Annotated in this window: 26 protein-coding genes; 9 read left to right on the plus strand and 17 right to left on the minus strand. The window is 67.7% G+C overall.

Going from position 1 to position 24,156, the window contains the following annotated elements:
- Positions 1-151: 151 nt before the first annotated feature.
- On the plus strand, positions 152-1,051 hold the full coding sequence (locus ACWPXK_RS02855) for a cutinase family protein (protein WP_454194435.1): 900 nt from the start codon (positions 152-154) through the stop codon (positions 1,049-1,051).
- 503 nt (positions 1,052-1,554) lie between these two features.
- Here the strand turns inward: ACWPXK_RS02855 and ACWPXK_RS02860 are convergent.
- Positions 1,555-2,172 carry a histidine phosphatase family protein gene (locus ACWPXK_RS02860; protein ID WP_454194436.1) on the minus strand — a complete coding sequence of 206 codons (618 nt, stop codon included), beginning with the start codon at positions 2,170-2,172 and terminating at the stop codon, positions 1,555-1,557.
- Positions 2,173-2,259: 87 nt separating this feature from the next.
- On the opposite strand from ACWPXK_RS02860, the gene ACWPXK_RS02865 reads away from it, so the two are divergent.
- Positions 2,260-2,838: a Uma2 family endonuclease gene (locus tag ACWPXK_RS02865; protein WP_454194437.1), complete on the plus strand. Its 579-nt coding sequence runs from the start codon at positions 2,260-2,262 to the stop codon at positions 2,836-2,838.
- 6 nt (positions 2,839-2,844) lie between these two features.
- Here ACWPXK_RS02865 and ACWPXK_RS02870 read toward each other — a convergent pair whose 3' ends face one another.
- The gene (locus tag ACWPXK_RS02870; protein WP_454194438.1) at positions 2,845-3,549 is read right to left on the minus strand and encodes a winged helix-turn-helix transcriptional regulator; all 705 of its coding nucleotides are present in this window, start codon (positions 3,547-3,549) and stop codon (positions 2,845-2,847) included.
- A 189-nt stretch (positions 3,550-3,738) separates the two neighbouring features.
- Here ACWPXK_RS02870 and ACWPXK_RS02875 point away from each other — a divergent pair, with 189 nt between their 5' ends.
- Positions 3,739-5,172, plus strand: coding sequence for an MFS transporter (locus ACWPXK_RS02875; protein ID WP_454195418.1), 1,434 nt, complete (start codon positions 3,739-3,741; stop codon positions 5,170-5,172).
- Between the two features lie 64 nt (positions 5,173-5,236).
- On the opposite strand, the gene ACWPXK_RS02880 is transcribed toward ACWPXK_RS02875, so the two are convergent.
- Positions 5,237-5,449, minus strand: coding sequence for a hypothetical protein (locus ACWPXK_RS02880; protein ID WP_357735177.1), 213 nt, complete (start codon positions 5,447-5,449; stop codon positions 5,237-5,239).
- A 101-nt stretch (positions 5,450-5,550) separates the two neighbouring features.
- Entirely contained in the window at positions 5,551-8,874 is a 3,324-nt protein-coding gene (lysX, locus tag ACWPXK_RS02885) for a bifunctional lysylphosphatidylglycerol synthetase/lysine--tRNA ligase LysX (protein WP_454194439.1), read from the minus strand.
- Positions 8,875-9,020: 146 nt separating this feature from the next.
- Here lysX and ACWPXK_RS02890 point away from each other — a divergent pair, with 146 nt between their 5' ends.
- Positions 9,021-9,239: an RNA-binding S4 domain-containing protein gene (locus ACWPXK_RS02890; RefSeq protein WP_040772585.1), complete on the plus strand. Its 219-nt coding sequence runs from the start codon at positions 9,021-9,023 to the stop codon at positions 9,237-9,239.
- Positions 9,240-9,274: 35 nt separating this feature from the next.
- On the opposite strand, the gene rraA is transcribed toward ACWPXK_RS02890, so the two are convergent.
- The 9 genes from rraA to ACWPXK_RS02935 form a co-directional block, all read right to left on the minus strand.
- Positions 9,275-9,808, minus strand: a complete 534-nt coding sequence (gene rraA / locus ACWPXK_RS02895; RefSeq protein WP_454194440.1) for a ribonuclease E activity regulator RraA — start codon at positions 9,806-9,808, stop codon at positions 9,275-9,277.
- Positions 9,809-9,874: 66 nt separating this feature from the next.
- Positions 9,875-10,240, minus strand: a complete 366-nt coding sequence (locus tag ACWPXK_RS02900; protein ID WP_454194441.1) for a DUF5313 family protein — start codon at positions 10,238-10,240, stop codon at positions 9,875-9,877.
- A gap of 91 nt (positions 10,241-10,331) precedes the next feature.
- Positions 10,332-10,709, minus strand: coding sequence for a DUF5313 family protein (locus tag ACWPXK_RS02905; RefSeq protein ID WP_454194442.1), 378 nt, complete (start codon positions 10,707-10,709; stop codon positions 10,332-10,334).
- A gap of 142 nt (positions 10,710-10,851) precedes the next feature.
- On the minus strand, positions 10,852-11,310 hold the full coding sequence (locus tag ACWPXK_RS02910; protein ID WP_454194443.1) for an SRPBCC family protein: 459 nt from the start codon (positions 11,308-11,310) through the stop codon (positions 10,852-10,854).
- Between the two features lie 34 nt (positions 11,311-11,344).
- On the minus strand, positions 11,345-12,304 hold the full coding sequence (locus tag ACWPXK_RS02915) for a CopD family protein (RefSeq protein WP_454194444.1): 960 nt from the start codon (positions 12,302-12,304) through the stop codon (positions 11,345-11,347).
- Complete coding sequence (locus tag ACWPXK_RS02920) at positions 12,301-12,840, minus strand: copper resistance CopC family protein (protein ID WP_454194445.1); 540 nt, start codon at positions 12,838-12,840, stop codon at positions 12,301-12,303. The genes ACWPXK_RS02915 and ACWPXK_RS02920 overlap by 4 nt, the downstream gene beginning before the upstream one ends.
- Positions 12,837-13,496: a YcnI family copper-binding membrane protein gene (locus ACWPXK_RS02925; RefSeq protein ID WP_454194446.1), complete on the minus strand. Its 660-nt coding sequence runs from the start codon at positions 13,494-13,496 to the stop codon at positions 12,837-12,839. Before ACWPXK_RS02925 ends, ACWPXK_RS02920 begins: the two co-directional genes overlap by 4 nt.
- Positions 13,497-13,537: 41 nt before the next feature.
- Positions 13,538-14,077, minus strand: coding sequence for a hypothetical protein (locus ACWPXK_RS02930; RefSeq protein WP_454194447.1), 540 nt, complete (start codon positions 14,075-14,077; stop codon positions 13,538-13,540).
- Positions 14,078-14,091: 14 nt separating this feature from the next.
- Complete coding sequence (locus ACWPXK_RS02935; RefSeq protein WP_454194448.1) at positions 14,092-14,736, minus strand: DUF6474 family protein; 645 nt, start codon at positions 14,734-14,736, stop codon at positions 14,092-14,094.
- Between the two features lie 338 nt (positions 14,737-15,074).
- On the opposite strand from ACWPXK_RS02935, the gene ACWPXK_RS02940 reads away from it, so the two are divergent.
- From ACWPXK_RS02940 to ACWPXK_RS02950, 3 genes are all read left to right on the plus strand, one after another.
- Positions 15,075-16,748: a TM0106 family RecB-like putative nuclease gene (locus ACWPXK_RS02940; protein WP_454195419.1), complete on the plus strand. Its 1,674-nt coding sequence runs from the start codon at positions 15,075-15,077 to the stop codon at positions 16,746-16,748.
- Positions 16,745-18,703 (plus strand): molecular chaperone HtpG, encoded by a 1,959-nt coding sequence (gene htpG / locus ACWPXK_RS02945; RefSeq protein WP_454194449.1) that lies wholly within the window; start codon positions 16,745-16,747, stop codon positions 18,701-18,703. Before ACWPXK_RS02940 ends, htpG begins: the two co-directional genes overlap by 4 nt.
- 168 nt (positions 18,704-18,871) lie before the next feature.
- On the plus strand, positions 18,872-19,690 hold the full coding sequence (locus ACWPXK_RS02950; RefSeq protein WP_454194450.1) for a class I SAM-dependent methyltransferase: 819 nt from the start codon (positions 18,872-18,874) through the stop codon (positions 19,688-19,690).
- Between the two features lie 59 nt (positions 19,691-19,749).
- On the opposite strand, the gene ACWPXK_RS02955 is transcribed toward ACWPXK_RS02950, so the two are convergent.
- Positions 19,750-20,517 carry an SDR family NAD(P)-dependent oxidoreductase gene (locus tag ACWPXK_RS02955; protein WP_454194451.1) on the minus strand — a complete coding sequence of 256 codons (768 nt, stop codon included), beginning with the start codon at positions 20,515-20,517 and terminating at the stop codon, positions 19,750-19,752.
- A 288-nt stretch (positions 20,518-20,805) separates the two neighbouring features.
- Here ACWPXK_RS02955 and ACWPXK_RS02960 point away from each other — a divergent pair, with 288 nt between their 5' ends.
- Positions 20,806-21,474 carry a TetR/AcrR family transcriptional regulator gene (locus ACWPXK_RS02960; RefSeq protein ID WP_454194452.1) on the plus strand — a complete coding sequence of 223 codons (669 nt, stop codon included), beginning with the start codon at positions 20,806-20,808 and terminating at the stop codon, positions 21,472-21,474.
- Positions 21,475-21,508: 34 nt separating this feature from the next.
- On the opposite strand, the gene ACWPXK_RS02965 is transcribed toward ACWPXK_RS02960, so the two are convergent.
- Positions 21,509-22,024 carry a DUF1772 domain-containing protein gene (locus ACWPXK_RS02965; protein WP_454194453.1) on the minus strand — a complete coding sequence of 172 codons (516 nt, stop codon included), beginning with the start codon at positions 22,022-22,024 and terminating at the stop codon, positions 21,509-21,511.
- Between the two features lie 81 nt (positions 22,025-22,105).
- On the opposite strand from ACWPXK_RS02965, the gene ACWPXK_RS02970 reads away from it, so the two are divergent.
- A complete protein-coding gene (locus ACWPXK_RS02970) occupies positions 22,106-22,582 on the plus strand; it encodes a MarR family winged helix-turn-helix transcriptional regulator (RefSeq protein WP_454194454.1) in 477 nt (158 codons plus the stop codon).
- Here ACWPXK_RS02970 and ACWPXK_RS02975 read toward each other — a convergent pair.
- A complete protein-coding gene (locus tag ACWPXK_RS02975; RefSeq protein ID WP_454194455.1) occupies positions 22,527-23,279 on the minus strand; it encodes a TMEM165/GDT1 family protein in 753 nt (250 codons plus the stop codon). The genes ACWPXK_RS02970 and ACWPXK_RS02975 overlap by 56 nt on opposite strands.
- Before the next feature lie 295 nt (positions 23,280-23,574).
- A complete protein-coding gene (locus tag ACWPXK_RS02980; RefSeq protein WP_454194456.1) occupies positions 23,575-24,102 on the minus strand; it encodes a peptidase in 528 nt (175 codons plus the stop codon).
- Positions 24,103-24,156 lie beyond the last annotated feature (54 nt).

Consider the following 24,156-nt stretch of genomic DNA (forward strand, 5'->3'; position numbering starts at 1 on the left):
TCGCTGATCTTGAGTTGTCGTTGGAAAGTGCAGATCGAACCGGTTGGGTGACGTGTGTTCACCTAGCGTGCACTGGAACGACATCCGATGAGTACAGCATTGACGCGGCAACTCGGCGGGAAGTTCGACGAGGGCAAGGGTTTGGAGCGGTATGCAGTGGAAGAAGGTCGTCGCGGCTCTGGGCGCGTCCGCGACAGTGATGTCCGGCTTGGTTTTCGGCGGGGGGTCGGCGAGCGCCGCCCCCGGCTGCCCGAGCCTGTACGTGGTGGCGATTCCGGGTACCTGGGAGACCGGACGCGACAAGACGCCGCAGCCCGGCATGCTGTCCGGCGTCACCCGAGGTCTGCCGTCCTCCGCGGAGGTCGACTACGTGACCTATGCGGCCACCGCCTTCCCTTGGGAGGGTGAAGTTTACGGCAACTCGAAGAAAGAGGCGGTCGACAGCGCGCGGGGCCTGATCGCGGGCATGGCGCAGCGTTGCGGCGCGACCAAGATCGCGCTCGTCGGCTACAGCCAGGGTGCGGACGCCGCCGGTGACCTCGCCGCCGAGATCGGCACCGGGCTCGGTGCGGTGTCGCCTGATCGTATCGCCGGCGTCGGCCTGATCTCCGATCCGCGCCGTTCGCCCACCGACGTCCAGGTCGGTCCGATCGCTCCTGGCGCGGGCGCGGGTGGCCCCCGGGTCGGCGGCTTCGGCTGGGTCAGCGACCGCACGCGCACCATCTGCGCCGTCGACGACCTCTACTGCGCGACCGCGACCGATGACTTCGTCACGCGGTTCGCCGGATTCCTCGCCCAGGCGTCGGACGCCAACCCCGCCAACATGTGGCGCTACCAGATCGAAGCGGGCAACATCCTCGGTGACCTGATGGCGTTCGGCGGTGTCCCGACGCTGCAGGCACAGCTGACCGACTCGGCCAACCAGCAGCGAGCCAAGGATCTCGAGCGCTTCTACAAGTCGCAGGCGCACACGGTGTACGGCAGCTACCAGGTGGGCGGCGGCCAGACCGCCATCTCCTGGATGCGCAACTGGATCGCGGGCATGGCCTGAGCCATCGCCGAAACCACAAGGCCCACCTCCGGAATCGGAGGTGGGCCTTCGGTATTTCTGGGCGGCAGCGGGGCTAGCTCGAACCGGTGGGCGGCAAGGGCTGCTGGAAGTAGAACTGCCGCGGCGGTGGGCCATCGCGCCACGGGTGGTCACCCGGCCCGGGGCACGGGCCGTCGTGCCTTTCGTACCTTTCGAAGTGACGGGGCCGATTGATATCGGCACCCTGCTCTGGTCCGTCCACAACTCGGACGTGGGCCCCTTCGGGCGGCGCAGCCGGCGTTTCGGCGGATGCGGTCGCGGCCAGGGCGGCGAGCGGGACGGCGATCAGCGCGCCTGCCACGGTCACCCGGGCGAGACGCCGTAGCGGTGTAGCGGTTTTGGAGAACGACACGGAATTCCTTTCTCTCGAACCGTGAGCCACTGTGCGAGTGGCTCACCGGTCCCATCGAAGGTTCCGTCGCTGGGACACCGGTGCGATGGTCCTGGCAATCGGCTGTGAATGCTCAGCTTCGCGCAGCGATGTTGCGCGGCAAGAGATCCCACACGTGCCCGTTCTCGTTGACCGTCGCCGCTGTGCGGCGCCCGCTGCGAGAGAACAGGATCCGGGTGATGGAGCAGTAATCGATGGGGAACGTCAGCGGCCGTTCCAGTCCGAGGATCTCTTGCAGCGTCACATTGATCACCCCGCCGTGTGCGAACACGATGACGGTGTCTTCTGGTTCGGCGGCGGCGACAATGCCGGCGACGGCGGCGCGCACTCTGGCCTTGAAGGCATCGCCATCGACCTGCAACGGGAAATCCCCGGCCTTGATCCGCTCGTACGCGTCCCGGAATTCGACCTTGGCGTCTTCGATCGGAATATATGCGGGCAGATCGCGATCGTATTCGGCGAGGTCGTCGACGATCTCCACGTCGACACCGAGTTTCGCGGCGGTCGGCGCCGCCGTTTCCCGCGCCCTGCGCTGCGGACTGCTGACCACCCGGGAGATCCGATGATGCCCGAGCGCCCCGGGCACCCGCTCGGCCTGCTCCAGGCCCACCGGTGCCAACTCCGGATCCGCTGGACCAGCGGAGTTCGATATCCGGACCGGTTGAGCGTGGCGAACAAGGATCAACTGCACACGCCCACTCTGCCCCATCCCCGAAATCGGCTCCATCCGGACCCGTGGCCCCTGCGGCAGGCCCCACGTGGGTGACATACTCGGAGCATGACCGTCGAGCCGTTTCCGCAGTGGCTGCGTCCGCCGCCGGGCGGGTTCGTCGCCGAGGATCTCGATCGCCTGCCCGACCTTCCCCCGCACACCGAGTTGATCGACGGGAGTCTCGTCTTCGTGAGCCCGCAGGCCAAGTTTCACATGCTGGTCATCGACCTGCTCGGCTTCATGCTTCGTCGGCTCGCTCCAGCGCATCTACGGGTGCGGCGGGAAATGACCGTGACGCTCGGGCGGGATCAGCGTCCGGAGCCGGACCTCGTCGTGATCCATGCCGAAGGAGACGGCGGCCCCGAGCTGACTACGTACCAGGCTGATGACGTCGTATTGGCGGTCGAAGTGGTCTCCGGCGAATCGCGTACCCGTGACCGGGAGCGCAAACCGCAGCTGTACGCCCGCGCAGGCATCGCTCACTTCTGGCGGGTCGAGAACGTAGACGGCCGCCCGGTGGTCTACGTCTATGAACTGGACCCGGCGACGAAGGCATACGCGCTCACCGGAATTCACCACGACCGCTTGCGGCTGACCGTGCCGTTCGATATCGACATCGATCTCACCGAGATCGACCGGCTCTGAGTCGGGCTAGTCGATTCGATTCGCCGAGCACTCCGGTGGGGGTCGGAAGAAGTCGGCGAATTGTTCCGCGGCGGTGAGGTCGCCGGTGATCTCCATCGTGCCCATGGTGACTGCTTCGCGCAGGGAGTGTTTGTCGAACACGACCGCGACGAAGGCCGGGACGCTCGCGTGGATGGCGGTAGGGGCGCTGCCTGCGCCACGGCTCACCGTGAGGGTGCCGTCGGCTATCACCGCGTGGAATTCATCCGTCCCTGAGTCGGATCCGGTGAGGTGAAGGTCGTACTCGGCGCTGACGCCCTCGGCCGCTTCCGTGTCGAAGAACGTGCGTAGCGAGACGACCAGCGCGTCGGTGCTCATGTCCGAGCAGCGGTATGCGTTGCGGGCGCGGGCGCCCCAGCGGCTCAGCGCCAGCACCACCGTGTCGAGTTCCTTGCCCCACTCGGTGAGGTCGTAGACCGCCGTGCTCACCGGTGGCGGCAACTTGCGCTTGCGCACCACCCCGGCGTGGGCGAGTTCGTCGAGGCGCTGGGACAGCACATTGGGGCTGATCGCGGGCAACCCGGCACGCAGATCGGTGAAGCGCTTGGGCCCGAGCAGTAGTTCGCGCACCACGAGCAGGGTCCAGCGCTCGCCGACCAGGTCCAGCGCACGGGCTGTGCCGCAGGCGTCGTGATAGCTGCGCTTGCTGCGATGCTCGGAGGCTGCCGTCATGGTTACATCATATCAGTCGATACTTCAACTGAATTAATCAGTTGTCTTTTAGGACTAACCGCTGATAGCGTGCCACGGTAACGATCGTTTGGCTGGAAGGCGCAGGTGGTGGCTGAAGCAAGAGAACGACCAAAACAGGCCGGAGGGGCCGCAGCATCGGATCGCCGGGCCTGGCTCGCGCTGTACGTACTGTGCGGCGGAATGCTGATGATCGTGCTCGACGCCACGATCGTGAACGTCGCCCTCGCCGACATCCAGACGGACCTCGGGTTCACCGCGGCCGGTCTGGCCTGGGTGGTGAACGGGTACCTGATCTCCTTCGGTGGCCTGCTGATGCTGGCCGGCCGGCTCGGTGACCTGATCGGCCGCCGCACCATGTTCCTGTCCGGGCTGGTCGTGTTCACGCTCGCCTCGGCGCTGTGCGGCCTGGCGATCAACGAGGTGACCCTGATCGCGGCCCGCTTCCTACAGGGCATCGGCGGCGCGATGACCTCGGCGGTCATCCTCGGCATGATCTTCGCGATGTTCCCGGATCCGCGCGATCAGGCGAAGGCGATCGGCCGCTACGCCTTCGTCGCGTCGGCGGGCGGCGCCATCGGCCTGCTGCTCGGCGGTGTGCTCACCGCCCTGGACTGGCGGCTGATCTTCCTGGTCAACCTCCCGATCGGCCTCGCTGTCGGCGTGGGTGCGGTGAAGATCCTGGACAAGGATCAGGGCGCGGGTCTGAAGGACGGCGCGGACATTCCGGGTGCGGTGCTGATCACCGCGGCGTTGATGCTCGGCGTGTACACCATCGTCAAACCTGCCGCGGAGTACGGCTGGACCGACCCGGTCACGCTGGGGCTGGGCGCCGTATCGTTGCTGCTGCTCGCCGGATTCGTGCTCCGGGAGGCGACGGCGCGGACCCCGTTGATGCCGCTGCGGATCTTCCGTTCGCGAAATCTCTCCGGCGCCAACGTGATCCAGGTGCTCACCGTTGCGGGCATGTTCGGCATGTTCTTCATGGGCTCGCTGTACCTGAAGCAGGTGCTCGGCTACGAGCCGATGCAACTGGGTCTGGCGTTCTTCCCGGTGGCGGCGATCATGGGCGTGCTGTCGGTGCGGTACTCCGAGCATCTGGTGATGCGGTTCGGCGCGCGCACGGTGCTGATCCCCGGCCTGCTCCTGATCCTGGCCGCACTGCTGTGGCTGACCCAGGCTCCGGTGGACGGCAACTACTGGCTGCACATCTTCGGCCCCATGGTGCTGTTCGGCACGGGCGCCGGCCTGGCGTTCCCCGCGCTGATGAACCTGGCGATGTCGGGGGTCGAGCCGCAGGAGGCCGGCTTGGCCTCGGGCCTGGCCAACACCACCATGCAGGTCGGCGGCGCGCTGGGCCTCGCGGTGCTGGCCACTTTGTCGGCGAGCCGGTCCGAACACCGGCTGGCGCAGGGCATCTCGGCTCCCGAGGCGTTGACCAGCGGGTTCCAGCTCGCGTTCTGGATCGGCGCCGCACTGGTGGTCGCCGCGCTGGTGGCCGCGGTGGTCGTGTTGAAATCGGTTCCGCCGAGCGCGCACGGCGCCGACCTCGACGACGAAATGCTGTTGGAGGCGGAGGTGGCCGCCGAGCGAACGGCGCTGTAGCACCACGGCCCCCGAAGGACGGCCCGGTTCGCCTGACGCGAGCCGGGCCGTCCCCGTCTGCCTTCTAGGTGTTCTTCTTCCGCTTGGTCAACAGGTAGATGCCGCCGATGATCAGCGCCACGACCAACAGGCAGCAGATCGCGCCGACGATCAACCCGCCTCTGCTGCTCTTCTTCTTTTTGGCGGCGAGTTCCGTCGCCGAACTCATCCACACGTCCGGGCTCGCCCACACGGAGTGGTCCAGCAGACTCGCGTTGGCCAGCAGGTCAAGGTACATATCAAAACCCCTTAAGGTGTATCGGCCTCCTCCCGGAGCCGAATGTCCAAGCGTAGCCGTCCGATTCGCTGGATGAGCACCGATCACCCGGGAAGAGCTGGTCAGCGTGGCTTGACCAGCGGGAACGCCAGCGTCTCGCGGATGCTCCGGCCAGTGATGAGCATGACGATCCGGTCCACACCCATCCCGAGCCCGCCGGTGGGCGGCATCGCGTGCTCGAGCGCCTGCAAGAAGTCCTCGTCGAGCTCCATCGCCTCCGGGTCGCCGCCGGCCGCGAGCAGCGACTGCTCGGTGAGCCTGCGCCGCTGCTCCACCGGGTCGGTGAGTTCGCTATAGGCGGTGCCGAGCTCGACACCCCACGCGACCAGGTCCCAGCGCTCCGTGACGCCGGGGATACTGCGATGCTGCCTGGTCAGCGGGGACACCGATGTCGGGAAGTCGATGTAGAACGTCGGTTCCTCGGTGCGGGACTCGACCAGGTGCTCATACATCTCCAGCACCACCTGGCCCGCGTCCCAGCCGTGCTGATAGGGCACGTCGGCTTTGTCGCACAGCTCGCGCAGTTCCTCGACCCGGGTCTCCGGTGTGATCACGGTGCCGATCGCCTCGGACACCGCTCCGTGCACCGTCATCACCCGCCACTCGCCGGAGATGTCCACCTCCTCGAACGCGCCGTTCCCGGTGGGCCGCAACGCCACCATCGCACCGTTGGCCGCGATCGCGGCGTTCTGGATCAGCTGACGGCACAGGTGCATCATGCGCTCGTAATCGCTGTGCGCCTCGTACGCCTCCAGGATGGTGAACTCGGGGTTGTGGCTGAAGTCGACGCCCTCGTTGCGGAAGGTCCGCCCGATCTCGAATACCTTCTCCATACCGCCGACGCACAAACGCTTCAGGTAGAGCTCCGGGGCGATACGCAGGTAGAGGTCGAGGTCGTAGGCGTTGATGTGGGTGACGAACGGCGTCGCGTTGGCGCCGCCGTGCACTCGTTGCAGGATCGGTGTCTCCACCTCCAGGTATCCCCAGGAGTTCAACGAATCCCGCAGCGAGCGCACTACCGCGCTGCGCTTGGCCAGCACCTCGCGTATCTCGGTGTTGATCGCCATGTCGACGTAGCGCTGCCGCACCCTGGCTTCGGGATCGGACAGGCCTTTCCACTTCTCCGGCAACGGGTGCAGGCACTTGCCCAGCATCCGCCAGTCCGCCGCGAGCAGCGACAGCTCACCGCGCCTGCTCTGCCCGATCTGGCCGCTCACCTCGATCAGGTCGCCGAGATCGAAGAACTCGCCGAACTCGGCGCTGCGTTCGGCGCCGACCCGGTCGCGATCGATCATCAGCTGGATGTCGTCGGTCCAGTCGCGGACCACCGCGAAGATCACGCCGCCGTAGTCGCGAATGCGCAGCAGCCTGCCGCAGACCCGGACGGTGGTGCCGCGCGGCGAGCGCCGTGCCTCGGCAACGGTGTGCGTCGGCGGGTAGGCGACCGGGTAGGGGTCGATACCGGAATCGGCAAGGCGCGCAAGCTTGTCCATGCGCACGCGAACCTGCTCGGGCCTGCGCGGAAGCTCCTCCTCGCCCGGAACCTCCGGGATCTCCGGTGGGCTGCCGTCGGCGTGCAGGCCCGTCATCGTCGCGGGTACCGCGGTGTGCACGCCGGTGTGCGTCGCCGCGCCGGTCTCCTTGCCGAGCCGAGGGAGGAAACCCTCGGCCAGTGCGCTGGCCATCGCGACCCGCGGCAGCTGCCTGCGTTCTTCGAACAGGAAGAACCGGGGAGCCCAGTGTGGCTGGTATTTGACGTTCGAGCGGTACAGCGCCTCCAGCTGCCACCAGCGCGAGAAGAACAACAGCACGCCGCGCCACAAGCGCAGCACGGGACCGGCGCCGATCCGGCCGCCCTCCTCGAACACCGAGCGGAACACCGCGAAGTTCAGCGACACCTTGGTGATGGCGTACTGGTCGGAGTTCAGCCCGAGCTGCGAGATCATCAGCTCCATCACGCCATTGGGGCCATGGGGATCGCGGCGCATCAACTCCAGGGAGACGCCGGTGCGGCCCCAAGGGACCAGCGACAGCATGCCGAGTACCCGACCCTGCGGATCGACCGCCTCGACCAGCAGGCAATCGCCGTCCAACGGATCGCCCAATCGCCCGAGGGCCATGGAGAACCCGCGCTCGGTCTCGGTGTCGCGCCAGCTGTCCGCGCGGGCGACGATCTCGGCGAACTCCTCCGCGGGGATATCGCGGTGTCTGCGAATGCGCACCCCGACGCCGTGCTTGCGCAGCCGGTTCGCGGCCTGGCGCACCGGTTTCATCTCCGGCCCCGCCAGCGAGAAGTTCCTGGTGTCCAGAATGGCCTCGTCACCGAGGCGCAGCACGGAAAGGCCCGCGCGCCGATACGCCGTCGCGCCGAGTTCGCTCGCGCCCATCACCGCGGGGGCCCATCCGAATCGGTCGGCCAAGCGCAGCCAGGCATCGATCGCCTGCGGCCAGGCCTCGCGGATGCCGATCGGGTCGCCGCTGGCCAGGCAGACGCCCAGCTCCACCCGGTAGGTCACGGCCGCCTTGCCGCTCGGCGCGAACACCACCGCCTTGTCCCGGCGGGTGGCGAAGTAACCGAGCGAATCCTCCACGTCCGAGCGTTCCAGCAGCCCGCGGATCGCCGACTCGTCGGTCCCGGTCATCGCGTTGGCCGCGCGCTGTGAACGCAGCAGGATGATCACGGCGGCCAGCAGCGCGACGGCGCCGAACAGGCCGAGCAGGAAGTTGACGAACGGCCGCGGATGGCCGTCGAAGTGCTCGTTTTCCGCCAGCACCGCCGCGGTCACCCGGTACAGCGCCCAGGCGGGTCGCTGCACGCCCGGCGGAAGGGTGCCGGGGAACAACTCCACCAGGCCCCAGCCGAGGAGGGCGCCGACGGCCAAGCCGCCGGCCAGCACACCGAGCGCTTTCCAACCCGCGCCCCGGCGCACCTCGGTGTAGAACTCCGGCCACGCCGCGATGAGCACGCCGATCACGGCGAGGTGCAGCACCATGGCCACCAGCGCGTTGATATTGCCCTGCTCGGTGAAGGTGATGATGTTTCCGACCGTGTAGCTCGCGAGATACGCGACCAGCAACCACCAGGCGATTCGTTTCCGGCTGGTGATCGCGCCCGCCAGCAATCCGACGACCAGCGCCCACATCAAATTGGTGTCCGGCGCGTCGAAGTAATAGTCGTCGATATAGCGGCGTGGCACCTGAGTCAGGAAACGAAGTCCGGGCGAAAGGCTCCAGAGGAAGCACAGCACCGCGAACACACCGAGTGTCAATCCCGCGATATGCGGCACTTCCGACAGTCGTCCGTGCCCACGGTGCGGGACCGGTGGGGTCGGTCTTTTCGGAGGTGGCTCGGTATCGATGTGTTGCTGGGCTTGCGTGGACGTCACGGAACCAGTGTGTACGCAGGTGTGTCAGATTTGCCACGCCTGTGGGGCGGCGTGTCAGTGCTCGCCGAGTCGGGGGTTGCTGACGGATCGCTGGGGGCGTAGGGCGGTGTCTGGTGAGTGCGGGTGGGGGAGTAAGTATTTACCCCATGTCAGAACCAGTCGATGTGCCGATCGATGACGACGTCATTCGGCTCGGTCAGTTTCTGAAACTGGCCAACCTGATCGAATCCGGTTCGGAGGCAAAAACCGTGATCGCCGCCGGATTGGTGCGAGTGAACGACGAGGTCGAACTGCGTCGCGGACGGCAGTTGCACGTCGGTGACGTAGTCGCCCTCGCCGGTCACAAGGCCAGGGTGTCCGGCTGACCCGCGGCCCGAGCGGCGGCGGATGGACCGCCGCGTCAGTCCTCGGCGCGCACGACGATGCCGTCGTGGTCGCTGTAGAGCATCTCGCCGGGGACGAAGGTGACCCCGCCGAATTCGACCGGCACATCGCGCTCGCCGCTGCCGGTCTGGGTGCTCTTGCGCGGGTTGGTGCCCAGCGCCTTGATGCCGATATCGAGGGTGCGCAGGATGGCGGAGTCGCGGACCGCGCCGTTGACGATCACGCCTGCCCAGCCGTTGTCGACACCGCGCCCGGCGATGATGTCGCCGACCAGCGCGGTGTGCACGCTCGCGCCGCCGTCGACCACAAGCACCTTGCCTTCGCCCGGTTCGCCGAGCGTCTGCTTCACCAGCAGATTGTCCTGGAAGCAGCGGATGGTGGTGATGCGTCCGGAGAACGCCGCGCGCCCGCCGAACTGAATGAACTGCGTGTCGCAGCTGCGGATCTCGGGGCCGATCTCATCGGCTAGGTCGGCGGTGGCGATTACATTCACGGTGCCTATTGTGCAGCGCCCGCGACGCTGCGTATTCGCGGCCCCCTTGTGGCTCATGCACGGCCGTGCAGCATCTCGGCGCGTGGTGGCTTACCGCGCGTCGTGCGTTGGGCAATCTGCGAGCTATCGGTGGCCGTAGCGCAGTTCGTATAGCTCCCGCTCGTGTTCGGAGACCTTGCCGTGATCGACCAATTCCGGATTCAAACCGTGCTGGACCAGGCGGAATCGGCGCCAGACGTAGCTGAGCGCGACCGTGAAGACGACCAGGGGAACGGTCATCATCACGATCAAGCCGATCTTGAGGGGTAACGGCCCGGGGAACAGCAGCACCAAGGCGAAGAACGGGATGATCGGCCCGAGAAACCGGACGAGATATCGCTCCATGGCCCCGTGTCCGACGAGGTCGTGAATGACCCACTCGTGCAGCTCCTCGGGGAGCTCGCGGCCGAGATCGTAGGCGATCCGCTGCCTTACCGTGGGGGTTTTCATGCATACAGGCTATGCCTGTGGTATAAGCCACCGCTAGTTCACGCGTGCGGTTGCCACCCGCCGAAACCCGTCGCCCGACCTCTGTTTTCCATCAGGTAGAGCGCCCGTGCCTGCGCTCGTAGTCGAGGCGTTCGCGTTCGGCCCGGCGGCGGGCGCCGGCGTCCGCGAGCGCGGGGTCGAGACCGTGTTTGATCAGCCGGTGCCGCCGGTAGACGTACAGCAGCGCCACCGTGAAGTAGATCAGCGGCAGATACAGCAGCGCCATCATCGCCAAGCCCATCCACAGCGGCCCCGGCAGCAGCAGGAACAGCATGAGCACCGGAAGCACCGGCACCAGGAACCGCACCAGATAACGCCGCGTCGCACCGGGACCGACCAGGTCCGCACGCACCCAATCGGACATCGAGTCCGGCAGCGTGCGGCCGCAGATATAGCCGAGCCGTTGAATGAAGGAGGGTGTCGCGCTCACGGTTCCAGCATCCCCAACCTCGATATCGCTCGCGTAACCGCGCTCACTCCAGCCGGGATGTCCGCGACGCAGTCGCCAGCGGCGGGTGCTCGTAGCGGGCCAGAGGTCGGCCCAGAACACGCAGCGCCGCAGGCGTTGCGGATCACACAGACCGCGCGGCGTGGAACGCGGCGATCTGCGTCACCAGGTTCTGTGTGGTGTGCTGCACGGCGATCTTCACGAACGGCTCGATGGTCTTGCCGAGCGCGCGCCCGGCCAGGCCGCCCGGGACCCGGTAGTCCACGATCGCGTCGACGGTGCACCGAGCGTCACCCTTGGCGTGGAACAGGAAGGTCGACTCGATCTCGAAACCCTTGATGGACTTCACCCCGATGGCGTAGTCCTTCTCCCACCGGATCACCTCGATCCGCGACTTCAGCGAGGCGGGTCCCAGCTTCATGTGCCCGTCGAAGATGGCGCCGAGTCCTTCCGTCTGCTCGCCGACCGGTGTGAAGGATTCGACGCCGTGCAGGAAGCGCGGCAGATTCTGGTAGTCGTTCACATACGCGAACGCGGACTCCGCCGAGGCAACGCAATCCTCGACGATCTTCACTTCGGTCATACGGAAACCCTAACCGGGGCAGCGCGACACCGATTCATGCGGTGACCGCCAGCGCCGCGGCCAGCCCGAATGCCAGCGCCATCACGATGACCTCGGCGACCGCCCGGCGCAGCGAAGCCTCCGCGCCCATCCGGTGGTCGGTCGCCCGCGGCACCCAGCTGCGCCGCCACCACCAGCCGAGCGCGAGCAGTCCGAGCAGCACCACGGTCTTGGCCAGCAAGATCCTGCCGTAACCGGTCGTGACGAACGGAATGATCCCGCCGACACGGATCAGCCCGTTCAGCAATCCGGTCACCGCCACTGTCGCCACCAAGGGCAGCGCCACCGCCGAATATCTGGGCAGCACGACCGCCCACTCACCGCGGGTGCGGACCACCAGTGCGAGCGCGATCAGCAAACCGAACCATGCGGCCGCCGCCAACGCGTGCACTGCCGCGAGCACCGATCCGAATAGCTGCTGCGACATGTGCCCGGTGATCGGGCGCAAGGCCAACGCGACCGCCGCGAACACCAGCACCAGGTCACCCGAGGCGGACTCGGGCCGCCGGAAAGCCAGCGCGGATCCGCCCGCCACGGCCCCGACGCCGATCAGGATCGCGATCCCGACCTGCCCGCCGCTCACATCGACCAGATAGGTGCCGAACTCCTCGGCGCCGAGGTCGGCGAGCGGAACACCGACCACGTCCGCCGCCTCGAAGACGAGCACGGCGAACTCCGCGATCGCCCAAACTCCGGCGAGGACCGCCAGCAATCGCCACGGTGTGCGCAGCCGCGGCGCCACCCTCGGCAGCGCGGCCAACCCGAGCGCGGTCGCCCCGACACCGTCGGCCACCACCCGGACTACCGCCTCGGCGGGCAGCGGCCCCGGCAGGACCAAGACCCAGGCGAGCGCTACGCCGAGCAGCCCGGATGGGATGGTGAGCAGCAGCGCGGGCCAGGGCGTCCGGCCGGTGGCTCTTCGTGCGCCCCGGCCGCCGATCTTTGCGTCGTTCACCGCTTCGGGCTGCGGCTCCTGCCGCCGAACAACGCGAATGCGAGCCCGCCACCGAAGAGCACGATCGCGCCGGCGACGAACACCCACAGCGGAACCCCGCCCGAGTCCTCCGCGCTCTCGCCTGCTTTGGCGTTCGGCTTGGGACCTGGCGTGCCGTTGCCGGGCTTACTGAGCGTGAAGTGCCGTTTGCCGCTGACGGGGTGGCCATCGGCCGAGGTCACCCGGTAGGCGATGGTGTACTCGCCGACCGGGCCCAGCTCGCCGACGGCCACGCTGACCGTCTTGCCCTCGACCACCGGGTCGCCTTTGGACCAGAGGTTGCCGTCCGGGCCTACAACGGTGAGCGATGGAAAGCTGGGTTGCAGCTCTTCGTTGAAGGTGACGCTGGCCCGAGCCGGTCCGGTGTCGACCGTCGCGTTGTCTTCCGGAACGCTGCCGGTGGCCGCGGAATGCGCAGCGGCGACTCCCGTCGCGGTGATACCGAATCCGAATAAGAACAGGGCCGCCACCAGGGCGGTGAGCAGACGGCGGGTCATGAGCGCCGCCCGCGGATCACGTTGCCGAGACCGAGCGCGACGGCGAGTACGCCGAGCGCTAGGCCGATACCGCCGAGCCAGCGGGCGGTGTCGTCGGCGTGGTCGGCATCGTCGTCGGCGGCCTCGCTGTCCACCTTGTGCCCGTCTGCCGCGTGGTCGTCGCGCGCGCTGAGGGTCACCGACGGCGCCGGGTGTTCGGGCTCGTCGCCGTCCTTACCGACCGGCTGGTCCCAGCTGACCACCTTGCCGTCGGAGTAGGTCTGCTCGGCCGGGAAGCTGACCGAATCCTGCTTGGGTAGCGGGCCGACCGACACTGCGAAACGCTGGAATTGGCCAGGTGGAATGCCGGACGCGCCGGGGTCGGCGGTCCAGGTGACGGCGGTGACCTCGGACTTGTCGTTGCGTTCGACCCTCGCCGACCACCCTGGAATGGGCTCGGTCCGAGCGGATTTCAGATTGGGCAGGGTGACGGTGAGTGCCGTGGTGCTCGCCGTGTCGGACTCGGTGGGCACCCGGAAGGTGGCGACGGTGTATCCGCCCTGTGTCGCGCCGGGCGCGTCCACCGTGACATGTGCCGCGGCGGTGCCGCAGGCGAGCAGGACGAGTCCCGCCGCGGCGGCCGTCGTGCCGACGGCGCGCGAAATCGAGCTGTGCATGCTGAAAAGCCTTCTGTGCGAAAGGAAGTGGTGTCGGGTAATCAGGCCGACACCGGTGGCGCGCGAGGACCGATCGCGCCGTTCGGAGCACAGCGATAGGGTGGAAGCCCGGGATCCGGCCAGTGCGGCGCGCCGCCGATCCGCGCCGCCCGCGGAGGGGCGAATATGGCGCGCAGCGCGCCGGAGGCCACGGTGTAGAGCCGCCCGGCGAGCACGATCAGAACCGCGCAGCCGAGCGTCGCGAGGGCGTGCGCGAACAGCATCCACCCGGCCGGCAGGGTGGGAACCATTGTGGCGCTGCTAGTTCCGTGCCCGGCGTGGTCGTGCCCGAGCAGACCCGACAGGGCGGCATGGCTTGCCAGCTGACCCAGCCCGAGCAATCCGACCAGCGCAGGACCGGAACGTGCCGGCGCCATGCCCGCGGCCGACCCCACCGCGGCGGCGATCAGCAACAGCAGCGTCAGCTCGGTCGAGTCGGGAACACCGCCGCCCGCGGCGCCATGCGCCGCGACGGCGAGCGTCGCGACGAGCGCACCGACCAGCCCACCGCGCAGGCGGCCGGCGATCAGGTGCGGGGACATCGGGATGGTTCGGCTCAGCGCACGCCGAGCCGGGCCAGAATGTCGGCCTCGATCCCGGACAGCTCATGGGCGATCGACGCGTGCACGGCGCGGCGTCGATGGGCCGGCATCTGGTCGGAGGTGCGCACGGCGGCGGTGAGGCTGCCGAGGCGGTCCTTGGTGGCGGCGGTGAACTTCTGCGTCTCGCCCTTGTCCTTGCCGTCCTGCGCGCCGACCTTCTCCAGCGCCGCTTCCGCGTTCGCGATCCTGGCCTGGAGCTTCCCGCCGTGCCCGCTGAAGTCGCCGAGCTGGTCGATTCCGATGCCGAGCTGCTGGGCGCGGCGGGTGTCGAGCCGACCGCGCAGGAACGTCGCACCGCGGTAGGCGAGCGGGGCGAGCACCGGGATGAGCACGCGCGCCACGCCGAGGTACTTCTTCACCTGACTCGCGCTGAACGGATCACGCTCGGCCTTGGCAGCCACCTTCAGCGCGGCCTTCTCCTCCGCCTGGAGCGCGGCGATCTGCGCCTTCGCGACCTTGCGCTGGGTGCGTGCCTCGGCACGGCGGGCTTTGCGGTCGTTCTTGGCGGCGAGCTTGGCCTCGATCACGGCCTTGTGCTTGAGGGCTTTCGCCTCGGCCCTGCGGCTCGGCCGCCGTTTGCGCTTCGTGAACAACCCCATCGAAGGCCCTCCGTCATGCTGGTTCGCCATGGCAGTACGACGCCGGGGAAGCCCGTCCGCCCATGTCACACAGTTCGCCGCTACCCTATCGGGTCCGAGCCGACCACTGCGAGGGTAGTGCGCCCGTCCGAGTGGCCCGTCGCGTCCGCGACGAAGTCGCAAGCGGCGGTCGCTCGGACGCGAGCCACAAGGGGGGCCGCGAACACGCAGCGCCGCAGGCGCTGCAAAACAAGCACAGCAAAACCCACACAGCGGAGTTGTCGGGGGGAGGGACCATACTGCATAGCGTGGATTCGGACATCGGTGACCAGGATGGTCGCAAGCGCAACGGCTCGGCCGTGGATCGGCCCGCCGGCGTGCCGCCCGCCTTCATCGATGCCAGGGCGCTGATCGGATGCCGCCACCGCCTGCGTCTGGACGCGGCGCATCCCGAGGCGTTGACGGGAATCGTCGAGGACGCGGGCGTGCGCCAGCGCAGAGATGCCGCCGCCTCGCACCGCCGCCGGGTGCGCGACGCCCTGATCTCGGCGGCCCCTGACGCCTGGGTAGTGATCGATCCGGAGCTGCGTGCCGCCGAGCGTGCCGAAGCCACGATGCGTGCGTGTGCGGCTGGCGCACAGCGTATCTGGGGCGGTCTGCTGCCGCAGGAGCCGGAGACGGGTCGGCGCGGCGGCGCGGAGATCCTGCTGCGTGACCAGGAGCGCGGCGGATACATCCCGGTCATCGTGGTGAACCACAAGGTGACCGACCCGCGCCAACCGGAACCGGCGGACTTCCACCCCACCACCACGGATCCGTATCACTGGAATCCACAACCGGATCCGTACCGGAAACTGCGCCAGCAGCCCCGCGACCAGCAGCGGCTGGCCCACCTGCACCGCATGCTGCAGCGCCGCGGATTGGCCAGTCCGGCGCTGGTCGGCGGCGTGATCGGCTTCGACTTCGACCGCATCCTGGTGCACGACCTCGCACCGCTGCTGGCCGACTACGACCGCCGCTACGCCGACCGGATCGCGGTGGTGCGCGGCGAGCTGCCGACCGTCCCGTCCAAGGTGCCCGAGTGCAGGCAGTGCCCATGGTGGACCCGGGGCATCGAGGGGTCGAGCTGCGAGAGCTGGCTGATCGAGCGCCGCGACGTCAGCTTGGTGGCGCCCGGTTCGCGCGCCGAGGTGCTGCGCAGGCACGGCGTCGAGACGATCGACGAACTGGCCGCCTGGGTCGGCGCCGATCCCGAGGACTGGCAGCACGGTCCGTTCGACGAGGCGGTGGTGACCGCCCGGGCCTGGATCGCGGGTGCGCCGCTGGTCCGCCGGGTCGAGCCGGTGCGGGTCCGGCGGGCCGACGTGGAGGTCGACGTCGACCTGGAAAGCTTCCAGGAGCACGGCGCCTACCTGTGGGGCACGCTGCTGGACGGCGTCTACCGCCCGTTCGTGACCTGGGACCCGCTGCCCACCGAGGACGAGGGCCGCTCCTTCGGCGAGTTCTGGACCTGGCTGATGACAGTGCGCGCCGAGGCGGCCGCGGCCGGGAAAACGTTCGCCGCCTATTGCTATTCGCGCACCGCCGAGGACAAGTGGCTGTACGAGTCGGCGCGGCGGTTCGCGGGGCGGCCGGGCGTGCCGACCGTGGAGCAGGTGCGCGCGTTCGTGGACGGACCGCAGTGGGTGGACATGTTCCAGGCCGTCTCCGACCAATTCATCTGCCCGAATGGCAAGGGACTGAAGAAGATCGCACCGGTCGCCGGATTCGCCTGGCGCGATCCCGAGGCGAGCGGCGAGGCGTCGATGAGCTGGTATCGACTCGCGGTCGGCTACGACGGCGCGCCGGATCCGGCCCAGCGCACCCGGCTGCTGGAGTACAACGAGGACGACGTCCGCGCCACCCAGGTGTTGCGCGAGTGGATGACGACCCGCGCCGATCTCGAGGTTCCTGGTCTGGCCGATTTCCGGCACGCGTCCGCACTGCCTCCTTCGGCACCGTCGCTCGGTGGCAGCGGTACCATCGCGACGTGACAGAGCACGTCGAAAAACTCGAGTTCCAGGCAGAAACGCATCAGCTGCTCGAGCTGATGATCCATTCGGTCTACTCCAACAAGGACACCTTCCTGCGGGAGCTGATCTCGAACTCCTCCGACGCGCTGGACAAGCTGCGGCTGGAGTCCTTCCGGGACAAGGATCTGCACGTCGACACCTCCGATCTGCACATCGAGCTGGAGGTCGACAAGGACAACCGGATCCTGACCGTCCGGGACAACGGCATCGGTATGTCGCGCGCCGAGGTGGTCGATCTGATCGGCACCCTCGCCAAGTCCGGTACCGCCGAGCTGCGCAAGAAGCTGAAGGAGGCCAAATCCGAGGCCGCCGCCGAGGAGTTGATCGGCCAGTTCGGCATCGGCTTCTACTCCACCTTCATGGTCGCCGACAAGGTCACGCTGACCACCCGCCGCGCGGGCGAGACCACCGGCACCCGGTGGGAAGCGACCGCGGGCAGCTCCACCTACACGATCGAAGAGCTGGCCGAGCCACCGCAGGGCACGTCCGTCGCACTCCACCTGAAGCCGGTCGACGAGGAGGACCACCTCTTCGACTACACCCTGGAGTGGAAGCTGCGGGAGATCGTCAAGAAGTACTCCGACTTCATCGCCTGGCCGATTCGCATGCAGGTCGAGCGGACGATCACCGAAGGCGATGGCGAGGACGCCGAGGAGAAGACGGTCCTCGAAGACCAGACGCTCAACTCCATGAAGGCGCTGTGGACCCGCCCCAAGAGCGAGGTCAGCGACGAGGAGTACAAGGAGTTCTACAAGCACGTCAGCCATGGGTGGGACGATCCGCTGGAGATCATTCCGCTGAAGGCCGAGGGCACCTTCGAGTACCAGGCGCTGCTGTTCATTCCGTCGCACGCGCCGTTCGACCTGTTCACCCGCGAGCACAAGCGCGGTGTGCAGCTCTACGTCAAGCGGGTGTTCATCATGGACAACTGCGAAGAGCTGATGCCGGAGTACCTGCGCTTCGTCAAGGGTGTGGTGGACGCGCAGGACCTGTCGCTGAACGTCTCCCGCGAGATCCTGCAGCAGGACCGGCAGATCCAGATGATCCGCAAGCGCCTGGTGAAGAAGGTGCTGTCCACGGTGAAGGATCTGCAGGGCGCCGAGGACCAGACCAAGTACCAGACGTTCTGGAAGGAGTTCGGCCGCGTCCTCAAGGAGGGCCTGCTCTCGGACTTCGACAACCGCGAGACGATTCTGCAGGTCTCCTCGTTCGCTTCGACGAACTCCGAGACCGAGCTGACCACGCTCGCCCAGTACGTGGAGCGGATGCCCGAAGGCCAGGACAAGATCTACTACATGACCGGCGAGACCCGCCAGCAGGTCGAGAGCTCCCCCCATCTGGAGGCGTTCCTGGCCAAGGGCCGCGAGGTGCTGATCCTGACCGACCCGGTCGACGAGATGTGGGTCGGCTCGGTGCCGGAATTCGACGGCAAGGCTTTCCAATCCATCGCCAAGGGCGAGGTCGACCTGGAGACCGAAGAGGAGAAGAAGGCCTCCGAGGCACTGCGCGAGCAGCAGGACAAGGACTTCGCCGACGTGCTGGCCTGGCTGGGCAAGACGCTGGAGGAGAACGTCAAGGAGGTCCGCCTGACCAACCGGCTCACCACCTCGCCGGCCTGCCTGGTCGGTGACGTCTTCGACTTCACGCCGATGCTGGAGCGGATGTATCGCGCGTCGGGGCAGGTGTTGCCGGAGACCAAGCGGATTCTGGAGCTCAACCCGACCCACCCGCTGGTCACCGGCCTGCGCGACGCGTACGCGGCGAAGAAGGAGGAGGCCGACGCGGGCACCGCGACCGAGCTCTCCGAAACCGCCGAACTGCTCTTCGGCACGGCGGTGCTAGCCGAAGGCGGCGAGCTGAAGGATCCGGCGCACTTCGCCCACATCCTCACCGACCGGCTCACCCGCACGCTGTGAACCGTCCGCGACCGGAGGACCGTTGCTGTCCTCCGGTCGCGGTCAGCCGGACGCTGTTGGCGGCCATTTCGCGGTTGCCCGGCCGGTCTAGATGGCATATTCGCAGAACTGGGGAGTTTGTCCCGGTGTGGCGCGGTTAGATGGGATGACTGAAAGGATCATCGGAACATGTCCGGAAACCCGCTTGCCGTCGCCGAGCCGTGGGACCTCGTCGCCGACGGATACGCCGAGTTCGCGCCCGCGATTATGCGGCCGTTCTCGGCCCGCGCGCTGGAGTTCGCCTCGTTGACGCCCGCGTCGCAGGTCGTGGACGTGGCGGCGGGTCCGGGCACGCTCAGCCTGCTGGCCGCCGAGCAGGTGGCGGTGGTCGAGGCGATCGATTTCTCCGAGCCGATGATCGCGCGGCTGGCGCAGGACGCCGCTGCCGCCGGGCTGACCAATATCCGCGCCCAGGTGGGTGACGGGCAGAACCTGCCGTTCGAGTCCGATCGGTTCGACGCCGGGTTCTCGATGTTCGGTCTGATGTTCTTCCCCGAGCGAGCCAGGGGATTCGCCGAGCTGTTCCGGGTGCTGCGGCCGGGCGGCACGGCGGTGGTGTCGAGTTGGGCACCGGTCGCGGATTCGCCGCTGATGCGGATGATGTTCGGCGCATTGGCCGCGGCCGACCCGGACATCCAGGAGCCGCAGCCGAATTTCCTGAGCCTGGAGAACCCGGAGGTCTTCGAATCGGAGATGCGTGGCGCCGGCTTCGAAGCCGTGTCGATCCAACGGCATTCGATCGCGCTCACCTTCGACAGCCCGGCGCAGATGTGGGAAACCATGGTGCGCAGCAGCGCGCCGCTGGAACTCATGCGCCACAGCGTCAGTGCGGAGGTTTGGGCCGAGCGCGCCGCGGTCATGCAGACATATCTCGCGGAGAAGTACCGGCCGAACTGTCCGCTGTCCACCACCGCGTACCTCGGCATCGGGCACAAGCCGCAGGAGTGAACCCGCGGCTGCGCACGGCCATCGCCGAGCAGACCGTGCGCAGCCGGGTCGAAGCGGAATTACCGCGGGGCCATGCGCAGCGCGCCGTCCATGCGGATGGTCTCGCCGTTCAGGTAGTCGTGCTCGACGATGTACTGCGACAGCTGCGCGTACTCGTCCGGACGGCCGAGGCGGGACGGGAAGGGCACGCCCGCCTCGAGCCCCTTGCGGTACTCCTCGGTGACGCCGGCCAGCATCGGGGTGTCGATGATGCCGGGGGCGATGGTGTTCACCCGGATGCCGAACTGGGCCAGGTCGCGCGCGGCCGGAACGGTCATACCGTGCACGCCGCCCTTGGACGCCGAGTAGGCGATCTGGCCGATCTGGCCCTCGAACGCGGCGACGGAGGCGGTGTTGATGATGACGCCGCGCTGGCCGTACTCGTCCACGGCCTCGGTCTTCGCGATCGCGTCGGCGGCCAGCCGCATGACGTTGAAGGTGCCGAGCAGGTTCACCGTGATGACCGTGCGGAACAGCTCGAGGTCGTGCGGGCCGTTCTTGGACAGGATGCGTCCCGCCCAGCCGACGCCGGCGCAGTTGACCACGATGCGCAGCGGCGCGCCCGACTCGACGACCTGCTCGACGGCCGCGCTGACCTCGTCGTTACTGGTGACATCCGCCGCGATGAGGGTCACCCCGGCGGGTACGTTGTCGCCGGCGCGCTCGATCGACTGCGGCACATCAATGCCGAAGACGGTGGCGCCGAGTTCGGCGAAACGCTTGGCGGTGGCGGCGCCTAGGCCCGATGCGCCTCCGGTGACAATGGCGGCGGAACCCGAAATCTCCACGATGGTCCTCTCGTTCGTGACAGCCAGTTGGCCCTTCGTCAATTGCACCCTAACCGGTGCTGGGGAAGCGGGCTGCACGGCTCCCTCGGGGTGTTCATCCCAGTGAGCGATTTGCGAACGATAGTGTTCTCTGGTGGTAGCGTCACAGCTGATGAGGCAGTTCGCCCCAGCGGCAGGGTCGGCGCGCGGGTTCGTCCGGCAGAGCGACCACCCTGCCCGACAGATCACCCGAAACGACCACGCAGAATGGAGCAGCTAAATCGGCTCGACCGAGTACCGGAGTCACGTATGACCGAATCGGCCATCAGCGCACGCCTTCCGCGCGGTAGGCACGGCCTGCCGCGAGAGCAGGTGATCGCCTCGCAGCGGGAGCGGATTTTGATCGCGACAGCGGAGGCCATGGCCGAAAGCGGTTATATCGGAACGTCGGTCGCCGCCATCCTGAAGCGGGCCGGGGTATCCCGGGAAACCTTCTACGAGCAGTTCCGTTCCAAGGAGGACTGTTTCGAGGCGGCCTACGAGCGCGCCGTGCGGTTGCTGCTCGACCGGATCGCCGACGCCACTGAAGCAGAAGATGTTTCGGCCGCGAGAGGAGAAGCGGACCCCATGGCGCGGATGGACCGGATCTTCCGCGCGTACCTCCAGCACTTGGTGGACGATCCCGCCAGCGCGCGGCTGTTCCTGGTCGAGGTCTTCGCGGTGGGCTCCGCGGCAATCGCGCGCCGTGCCCAACTGCAGGAGCTGTTCGTCCGTTTGATCGCCGACGTGCTCGACGCGCGAACCGAACAGCAGCGTTTCGCCTGCCAGACCCTCGCGGCCGCGGTGGGGTCGATGGTCACCGCTCGAATCGCGGCCGGTGACTCGGACGGTCTGCTCGCCCTGCGGGAACCGCTGCTGGATCTGGTGCGTCGAGGTGGCGGCTTGTACGGGTGTGCGGTGGTGGACCATGCGCCCTGACGAAGTCCGTCCGGACCCCGCCAAGGCGCAGTGATCAGGCGTGCACTCCGGCGGGGGCCGGATGATCCGCACGGGCGGCCGACAGCGACAGCGCCCGCAAGGCGCACAGCCAGCCAATGCCGCCCAGCACCATGCGCGGGTAGTTCAGCGCAGTCCAGAGCTCGACGAACGACTCCACGCGATCGGGTGTCCATTCGGCGCCTCCGGACTGGAACAGCAGCATCTGGGTCGCGAAATAACCGTAGGTTGTCGCGGAGTAGCAGGCCATGATCGCGGCGCCTGCGATCCACCAGCGCCGGAAGGGGCCGGGCGTGCGCCACGCGACGAACAGATTGATCAGCGACAGGAGTGTGACCACAGGTGATACGAACGGCCAGAAGGCCCGCCCGGCCCGCTTGAAGCCGGATTCCTCCATCGCGGTGAGTACCTGGTCGGGCGGGGCGCTCTCCCACAGCGGGATGATGCCGAGCTTCTCATACCATCCCGCGCCGAACTGGATGCCGACGAAGATCACCAGCAGCCACAGCGGGACCGCGCGCTTCGATGTCATGTTCCGAACTCCTATCGTCCTCAACTATTCTCTAATACAGAGACTCTCTATTACAGAGAGAATAGAAGGGAGTTCTATCCGGTGACATCAGGGAAAACCCGGAACGCGGCCCTGACTTCGTTGCAGAACGAGCTGCGGGTCCAGGCAACCCGCACCGTCATGTTCCACTCGGCGGTGGCGGCGCGCCTCGGAATCACGCTGACCGATCTCAGCTGTCTCAATGTCCTGGGCATCGATGGGCCGCAGACCCCAGGCAGCTTGGCTGCTCGGCTCGGGATCACCCGTGGCGGCGCGGTGACCGCGTTGATCGACCGGCTGGAACGCGCGGGCTACGTCCGGCGAGAGCGTGATCCGCAGGACCGGCGTCGCGTCCTCGTCGCGCTCGACGAGGCGAGTGCCGCGGTCGGGGCGCTGTTCTCCGGTCTCGGCGCCGCGATCGGAGCGCATCTCGACGGATATGGCACCGCCGAGATCGAACTGCTGGCGCGCTTCGTCGCCGAGATCAACGAGCGGGTCGACGAGGCGGCCGGCCAGCTGCGATCCACGCGGACTCCGTGATCGTCGACGCTGGATCGGAGGCGGACCGTCGGCCTGCGACAGCCCGCCGAGTCAGGAGCACCCCGAAAGCGGCTGCCGGGGCGGCGAGCGCAAGGGCGGCGACGAGCGGTCCTGTCATGGTGGGTACGACGGTGCCGAGCAGAGTTGCCGCACCGAAGTAGAGGAACAGCAAGCCCGAGCCGATGCCGATCGCGTGCTCCGGCAGGTGCTTGCCGACCAGGATGCCGACCGCGATGGCGAGCGCGTCGGCGGCGACCATGCCGATCGTGGAGCCCAGCCAGACGCCCGCCCAGTCGAAGTCGGTGGCCAGCGCCGCGGTCGCGAACATGGTCCGATCGCCCAGTTCGGCCAGCAGGAACGCGGACAGCACCACGAAGAACGGCGCGCTCGCGGTCTTGGGTGCCTTCGGCTCCGGCTCCTCGTCCGCGGGGCCGAAGTGTTCGCGCAGAGTCCACAGGCCGACGGCCAGGAAAGTGATCGCGGCGACGAGTGCGATCGCCCGGGTGGGCAGTGCCGCACCGAGGAAGTAGCCGACGCCGACCGAGATCAGATGTACCGCCGCCGTGGCCGTCGCGATGCCGCCCAGCACCACCCACCAGCGATAGCGCAGCGCGAACGTCAGCGCCATCAGCTGGGATTTGTCGCCCAGCTCGGCGAGAAAGACGATCCCGATGCTCAGCAATACGGTGGCGATCATGTGTGGCTGCTCCCAGGTCTCCGGCCTGCCGGTCGGAGATGCGGGTAGCCTCCGGCCGACAACAGAAATGGTTGTCCAGGCCGAAGGTCTCGCCCACCGGATGGATGCCGGTTCACGCAGCCGGACCCGGGCCCACGTAGGGCGGCGGGTCAGTATGTCGACTGTGCAATTGGGGGCTACTCCCCTTCGCTGTCTGCGACTCTACCGCGCCGGATCATCCACGCCAACTCGGTGTAATCGAAATCGCAATGCGCGCAATAAGTTTGGCGATCCACGCGAGGAGTTTCGGTTACCCTCACGCGGCCAGCAGCATAGCCAGAACCGCGGTGTCGGGATCACTGATCGGGTCCAGGCCGACCCGGCTGATCAGCGAGGTGACCGTGCCGTCGGACTCGGCCTCGGCCCACGCGGCGCGGTGCTCGAGTCCCAGATGCGGCACGCCGGGCAGCAGTACGCAGCCGGATGCCGCGCCCGTGCATTCGGGCAGCGAAGGCAGGGTTTCGGACGGGGGATGCAGCATCAGCAGGGCGGGCGGCACATGCGTGGCAAACCGGCCGGGCTGCACGGCTTCCTCGCCGAGCACGGGACCTTCGGCCATCACCAGGCCAACCGTGCCGGGGGCTGGGTCGTCGGGTAGCTCCTCGCGCACACCGAACACCGTGGATGTCGTCAGCAGCCCGGGAAGCGTGGCCACGCGTACCGCGAGCACGAGGACTTGGGCCCATTCCTTGGTGGTGTCCGGCCAGCGGCCGGAGATGACGAAGCCCCGTAGCGATCCACGCGAGTGGAACGGCGTGATGCCGATGGGTTCGTTCGTGCGCATTTCTGCCTCCCGTCGTAGCACCGGGGGCGGCCTTGCCCGTCCTTTTTCTGTGGA

It is taken from the genome of Nocardia sp. Marseille-Q1738, from assembly GCF_965283145.1.